General features: G+C 68.8%; 5 protein-coding genes, 1 tRNA gene and 1 other RNA gene. 6 read left to right on the top strand and 1 reads right to left on the bottom strand.

Annotated elements, in window-relative coordinates; all coding sequences use genetic code 11:
• Window positions 1-1235: DNA polymerase III subunit gamma and tau (locus WBA97_RS23200; protein ID WP_424232998.1), on the bottom strand; the 1235-nt coding region annotated here is incomplete at its 3' end.
• Window positions 1236-1308: 73 nt separating this feature from the next.
• Here WBA97_RS23200 and ffs point away from each other — a divergent pair.
• The 6 genes from ffs to WBA97_RS23170 all read left to right on the top strand — a co-directional run bounded on the left by ffs (window position 1309) and on the right by WBA97_RS23170 (window position 6644).
• An RNA gene (gene ffs, locus WBA97_RS23195) (signal recognition particle sRNA small type) lies at window positions 1309-1403 on the top strand.
• 579 nt (window positions 1404-1982) lie between these two features.
• The gene (locus tag WBA97_RS23190) at window positions 1983-4139 is read left to right on the top strand and encodes a terpene synthase family protein (RefSeq protein ID WP_424232997.1); all 2157 of its coding nucleotides are present in this window, start codon (window positions 1983-1985) and stop codon (window positions 4137-4139) included.
• Between the two features lie 2 nt (window positions 4140-4141).
• Window positions 4142-4558: an NUDIX hydrolase gene (locus WBA97_RS23185; protein WP_424232996.1), complete on the top strand. Its 417-nt coding sequence runs from the start codon at window positions 4142-4144 to the stop codon at window positions 4556-4558.
• 256 nt (window positions 4559-4814) lie between these two features.
• Window positions 4815-5204, top strand: coding sequence for a YciI family protein (locus tag WBA97_RS23180; protein WP_424232999.1), 390 nt, complete (start codon window positions 4815-4817; stop codon window positions 5202-5204).
• On the top strand, window positions 5201-6388 hold the full coding sequence (locus WBA97_RS23175; RefSeq protein WP_424232995.1) for an RNA polymerase sigma factor: 1188 nt from the start codon (window positions 5201-5203) through the stop codon (window positions 6386-6388). The genes WBA97_RS23180 and WBA97_RS23175 overlap by 4 nt, the downstream gene beginning before the upstream one ends.
• A 169-nt stretch (window positions 6389-6557) precedes the next feature.
• Window positions 6558-6644: transfer RNA gene (locus tag WBA97_RS23170), tRNA-Ser, on the top strand.
• The last annotated feature ends 208 nt before the right edge of the window (window positions 6645-6852 follow it).

Genomic DNA, 6852 nt, shown 5'->3' with positions numbered 1-6852 from the left:
GGCGCGGCCTGCGCGGGCGCGGCCCGCGCGGGCGCTTCGGTGGGGGCGGCAGCCGTCTGACCAGCGGTCACGCGCCGCTCGATGCGCTCGAGCCGCTGAAGAACCGCCGAGTCGGCGGCCGCGTCGGTCGGCACCGCACCGGGCAGCAGCATCCGCGCACACAACAGTTCGAGCAGCAGCCGGGGCGCGGTGGCTCCGCGCATGTCGACCAGCCCGGTGTGGACGATCTCCGCGAACCGCGTCAACGTCGCGGGCCCGAGCCGCTGCGCCTGCTCCTGCATGCGCTCCAGCTCGTCACCGGGCACCGCGACCAGCCCACGCGCCCCCGCGTCCGGCACCGCACGCAGCAGCACCAGGTCACGCAGCCGGTCGAGCAGGTCGGAAGCGAACCGCCGAGGGTCGTGCCCGGCCTCCACCAGCCGGTCCACGGTCCCGTACACGGCAGCGGCGTCGTTGGCGGCCAGTCCGTCGACCACGTCGTCGATCAGGGCGACGTCCGTGACCCCGAGAAGCGCGACGGCCCGCTCGTAGGTGACGCCCTCGGCCCCGGCACCGGCAAGCAACTGGTCGAGAATCGACTGCGTGTCCCGCGCCGACCCCCCACCCGCCCGGATCACCAGCGGGTAGACCGGGGGCGCGACGGTGACCCCCTCGTCCGAGACGTTCCGCTCCAGCAGCTCCCGCATCGCACTCGGCGGAATCAGCCGGAACGGATAGTGATGCGTACGCGACCGGATCGTGCCGAGCACCTTCTCGGGCTCCGTGGTCGCGAAGATGAAGACGAGGTGCTCCGGCGGCTCCTCCACGATCTTCAGCAGGGCGTTGAAACCCTGCGTGGTGACCATGTGCGCCTCGTCGATGATGAACACCCGATAGCGCGAGGACGCGGGCGCGTAGAACGCACGGTCCCGCAGCTCACGGGCATCGTCCACACCACCGTGACTGGCCGCGTCGAGCTCGACGACGTCGACGTTCCCAGGCCCCTCGGGCGCCAGGGAGATGCACGAGTCGCACTCCCCGCACGGATCAGGAGTTGGCCCCTGCTCACAGTTCAGAGACCGAGCCAGAATCCGCGCCGACGACGTCTTGCCACACCCACGAGGCCCGGAGAACAGATAAGCATGGTTGACCCGCTTCGCGGCCAACGCCGTCCGAAGCGGTTCAGTGACGTGTTCCTGCCCGACGACCTCGGCGAAGGTAGCCGGCCGGTACTTGCGGTAAAGGGCGAGCGCCACGCCAGGACCATACCCGCCGACACCGACACCCCGGCCACCCACGGCCCGCCTCAACCAAGACCGCTACACTGACCACGGATCCCACGCGGCGTCCATCTCGTGAACCTCCCCAGGGCCGGAAGGCAGCAAGGATAAGCGGGCTCTGACGGGTGCGTGGGATCCCTCGACCTCCGGCCGACCCTGCTCGGTGCCCTTCGGGACACCTTCGCGGGGTCGGTCTTCGTCGTTCTGCTGGGGGGCCGAGCCCCCCAAACCCCCCACGGGGCGTTCTCTTCCGACCCAGCGTGGGCACGTGTCTCTGTGCCTCTGCTCGGCTTCGCCTTCGGGTCTGGGCAACCTGTCTGTGCCTTGGGCACGTGTCTCTGTGCCTTGGGCACCTGTCTCTGTGTCTCTGTGCTCGGCTTCGCCGTCGGTTCTGGGCAACCTGTCTGTGCCTTGGGCACCTGTCTCTGTGTCTCTGTGCTCGGCTTCGCCTTCGGGTCTGGGCAACCTGTCTGTGCTGTGGGCACGTGTCTCTGTGCCTTGGGTATCTGTCTCTGTGCCTTGGGCGTTTGTCTCTGTGTTTGGCTTCGTCTTCGGGTCTGGGCAAGCAGCCGTTTGGGTAGAAGCGGCACGCTCTGGGTACGGCCGCGGTTGGGCTGGACGGGCGATGGCGAATCTCATTTGGGTACTTCTCGCCTGCGAGCCTTGGCCTGCGCGGTTTGCGTTGGTTGCCTTCGTGTGGGTCTCGCCAGTGGAAGGGGCGTTATGCAGCCGTTCGAACTGCCCGAGTTCTACATGCCTTATCCGGCGCGGATCAATCCGCATCTCGAGCAGGCGCGGGACCACAGCAAGACCTGGGCATACGAGATGGACATGATCGACGTCCCCCAGAACGGCACCAGGATCTGGGACGAACACGACTTCGACTCCCACGACTACGCGTTGCTCTGCGCCTACACGCACCCCGACTGTTCCGGCGCGGACCTCGACCTCATCACCGATTGGTATGTCTGGGTCTTCTACTTCGACGACCACTTCCTCGAACTGTTCAAACGAACCAGGGACCTGCCCGCCGCACAGACCTACCTCGAGCGGCTGGCCCTGTTCATGCCGGTCGACGGGACGATCACCGAGGAGCCGGAGAATCCGGTGGAACGAGGCCTCGCCGACCTCTGGAGCCGCACCGTACCGTCACATTCCCTCGATTTCCGGCAGCGATTCGTCGAAAGCACCAAGAACCTGCTCGACGAATCGTTGTGGGAACTGGCGAACATCAACGAGGGACGCGTCGCGAATCCCATCGAGTACATCGAGATGCGGCGCAAGGTCGGCGGCGCGCCGTGGTCGGCGAACCTCATCGAACACGCCGTCGGCGCCGAAGTACCCGCCTCGATCGCGGGCAGCCGGGCACTGACCGTCCTGCGTGACACCTTCGCCGACGCGGTCCACCTGCGTAACGACATCTTCTCCTACGAACGCGAGGTGCTCGACGAAGGTGAACTGTCCAACGGGATCCTCGTGTTCGAGCGGTTCCTCGGGCTGTCCACACAGGAGGCGGCCGACGCGGTCAACGACCTGCTGACCTCCCGGCTGCACCAGTTCGAGCACACGGCGCTGACCGAGGTGCCGCCGCTGCTGGCGCCCCACGGCGAGAACCCCATCGGTGTTGCCGCGTACGTGAAGGGCCTGCAGGACTGGCAGTCCGGCGGGCACGAATGGCACCTGCGGTCCTCGCGGTACATGAACACGACCGCGCGGCCGCTCGACGGACCCGCCGGGCTCGGCACGTCGGCGGCGCGGATCGTGCGGTCGCTGGCAGGCACCGCGCCGCAGCGGCTGCGCGCGTTCAGCCACGCGCGCTTCGAGCGGGTCGGGAAGGTCGATCTGCCGAGGATGTACATGCCGTTCGAACTGAACCTGTCGTCGCACCTCGACGCCGCGCGCGGCAACCTGACCGGGTGGTGCGCGGCGATGGGCATCCTGTCCGAGGGTGTCTGGGACGAGCGGATCCTGCTGGACGCCGACCTGCCGTTGTGCGCAGCGGGTCTGCAGCCCTCGGCGACCCCTGCCGCACTGGACCTGGGGTCGGCCTGGCTGGCATGGGGCACCTACGGCGACGACCTCTACCCGCAGGTGTTCGGCCGCAGCGGCGACATCGTGGGCGCACAGGCCGCCAACGAGCGTCTCAAGGCGTTGATGCCGGTGGAGCTGACGGTGCCGACCGTGCTGCCCGCGTCCGCCATGGAACGCGGCCTCGCCGACCTGTGGGCACGGACCGCGGGGCCGATGCCCGTCCCCGCGCGCAAACGGTTCCGGCAGGCGATCGAGAAGATGCTCGACAGCTGGCTATGGGAGCTGGACAACCAGCGGCTGAACCGGATCCCGGACCCGGTGGACTACGTGGAGATGCGCCGCAGGACGTTCGGCTCGGACCTGACGATGAGCCTGGCGAGGTTCGCGCACCTCGGTGTGCTGCCGGACTGGGTCTACCGGACGCGGCCGATGCAGTCGCTGGAGAACTCGGCCGCCGACGCGGCCTGCCTGATCAACGACATGTTCTCCTACCGCAAGGAGATCGAGTTCGAGGGCGAGGTCCACAACGCGGTGCTGGTGGTGCGCAACTTCCTGACGTGCTCACAGGAACGCGCGATCGAGGTGGTGAACGACCTGTTCACCGCACGGATGAAACAGTTCGAGCACGTGGTGGACGTCGAGTTGCCCTCGGTGCTCGACGCGCTGCCCCCCGACGTGCGCGGGGCGCTGCTGGAGTACGTGCAGGAACTGCGCAACTGGCTCTCCGGCATCCTGAACTGGCACCAGAAGTGCCTGCGGTACAAGGACGAGACCCTGCAGCGAGGCACGGAGCGCTTCGGTGCGCTGACAGGTCTGGGCACCTCCGCCGCGCGGCATCTGGTGTCCTGAGCGTGGTCGCACTCGACGTCTTCCTGTTGTTCGTCCGGGACTCGCGGATTCTGTTGGCACTGCGGGAGAACACGGGTTACGCCGACGGGCTGTGGAACCTGCCGAGCGGGAAGGTGGAGCCGGGCGAGGAGCCGCTGGCCGCAGCCGTGCGCGAGGCGCGGGAGGAGGTCGCGGTCGAGGTGACCGCGGCCCGGCTGGTGACGGTGGTGCACGTCCGGCGCCATGAGGAGACGCCAAGGGTCGGGTTCTTCTTCGAGGCCGAGGCGTGGCGTGGCGACCCGGTGAACGCGGAACCGCACAAGTGCGGCGGTCTGCGGTGGGTGGCGCCGGACGCGTTGCCGGACAACACGGTGCCGTACACGGCGGCGGGGGTTGTGCAGTACCGGAAGGGCGTCACGTACGGGCACCTGGAGTGGTGAGGGCGGCCTCCGGCCCCCCGATTGTCAGCGTACCGGCGGGCACCGACAGCGGGCGGCTCTGACCACGTGGTTTGTCCACAGGCGACGGGGTTATCCACAGGTTGATCCACAAGCCACGAAACCGTCGGTACCGTGCCGTAGCGTGGTTCGAGGGGGCCGGCGGCCACCCTTGTAGAAATCCGCGACGGCGCTCCGACGTACCCGCGACCGCAGCCCGCCGGGCGCGCAGACGTAAAGGAGAACCCTCGTGAAGTACATGCTCCTCATGCAGGCGAGCGACCGCATCGAGCACCCGCCGATCGAGACGTGGGCCCCGGCGGACATCACCGCGCACCTCGACTTCATGAAGGCCTTCAGCCAGACGCTGCTCGCCGAGGGCGAGTTCGTCGACGCGCAGGGCCTCGCCGGTCCCGAGGAGGCCAAGGTGGTCCGCTCGTCCCCGAGCGGCACCCCGGCGGTGACCGACGGCCCGTTTCCCGAGTCCAAGGAGTTCCTCGCCGGCTTCTGGGTGATCGACGTCGACAGCCTGGACCGCGCGATCGAGGTCGCGGCCGCGGCGTCGGCGGCACCCGGACCCGGCGGCGTCACCCTCAACCTCCCGATCGAGGTCCGGCAGATCATGTCCGCCCCCGCACAGGACGCATGAGCACCACCGAGGACCTGCTGCGTGACCTCGCGCCGCAGGTCCTCGGCGCGCTCATGCGCCGGCACGACGACTTCGCCGCCGCCGAGGACGCCGTCCAGGACGCGCTCATCGCGGCCGCCGAGCAGTGGCCGCGCGACGGCCTGCCCGACTACCCGCGCGGCTGGCTCATCCAGGTCGCGCACCGCCGCATGCTCGACCACCTGCGCAGTGAGCAGTCCAGGCGCCGCCGCGAGGAGGAGCACCCGCATCAGCCGCCGCCCGAGGTGTCCGACCAGGACGACACGCTCGTCCTGCTGTTCATGTGCTGCCACCCCGCGCTGAAACCGGCCGACGCGATCGCGCTCACCCTGCGCGCGGTCGGCGGGCTCACCACTGCCGAGATCGCGCACGCGTTCCTCATCCCCGAGAAGACGATGGCGCAGCGCATCAGCCGCGCAAAGCTGAGGATCAGGGAGTCGGGCATCCCGTTCCGCCTCCCCGCCGAACGCGACGCCGGACTCGCGTCCGTGCTGCAGGTCCTGTACCTCGTCTTCAACGAGGGCTACGCCAGCACCGGCCCCGACCTGCAACGACGTGACCTGTCCGCCGAGGCGATCCGGCTCGCCCGCGCACTGCACGCGCTACTGCCCGACGACAGCGAGGTCACCGGCCTCCTCGCGCTGATGCTGCTCGTCGACGCCCGCCGCGAAGCGCGCACCGGGAGGAACGGCGAACTGATCCCGCTGACCGAGCAGGACCGCGACCGCTGGGACCGGCCCTCGATCGACGAGGGCATCGCACTGGTCACCGCCGCACTGCCCAGCGGCCCGGTCGGCCCCTACCAGGTGCAGGCCGCGATCAACGCCGTCCACGACGAGGCGAAGACCGCGGACGACACCGACTGGCCGCAACTACTCGCCCTGTACGGGGTGCTGCGCGGCATGTCCGAGAACCCGATGGTGGCGCTCAACCACGCGGTCGCGTTCGCGATGGTCCACGGCCCGGCCGCCGCACTCGACCTACTCACCACCATCGCCGCCGACAAACGAATCGCCGGCCACCACCGCCTGCACGCGGTCCGCGCACACCTGCTGGAAATGGCGGGCAACCACGCCGCGGCCACCGAGGAGTACCGCATCGCGGCGGCCCGCACCACGAGCGTGCCCGAGCAGCGCTACCTGATGCTGCGCGCCGCCCGCGGCTAGCCGAGCAGCGTCCACTGCCCCTCGATCACCGCGACGAGCGACGGCGGTGTGGCAGGCCGGTCTCCGGGATCTCTTGCCCAGCACCCGCCAATGGCTACCCCGCTGTGGCGCAGGTCACGCCGACCGGCCCCGTTGGGCCACCCGAACCCCCTCCGGTAACCTCTCCGGCGGAGGATTCGCATAGTGGCCTAGTGCGCACGATTGGAAATCGTGTTGGGTGTTAAAGCCCTCGCGGGTTCAAATCCCGCATCCTCCGCGCTGTGAACAGGCAAAACGCCCGGCATCCCTGATCTTGGGAGCCGGGCGTTCTCCGTCACAGCGAGAGCAGGGTCTCAGTTTGGGGCTCACTCGGCGTCAGGCTGGTTCCGAGACCCGAGCAGTAACGAATAGAGGCATCGGCGAGCCCTTCAGCAGCATCGATGCAGTCAAGTCCTTGAGAGATGACCCCCGCTGATCCGCACGAT

Origin of the sequence: Actinophytocola sp., assembly GCF_049647105.1 — a bacterium.
GTDB lineage: Bacteria > Actinomycetota > Actinomycetes > Mycobacteriales > Pseudonocardiaceae > Actinophytocola.
This window is presented reverse-complemented; position numbering and strand designations above follow the sequence as displayed.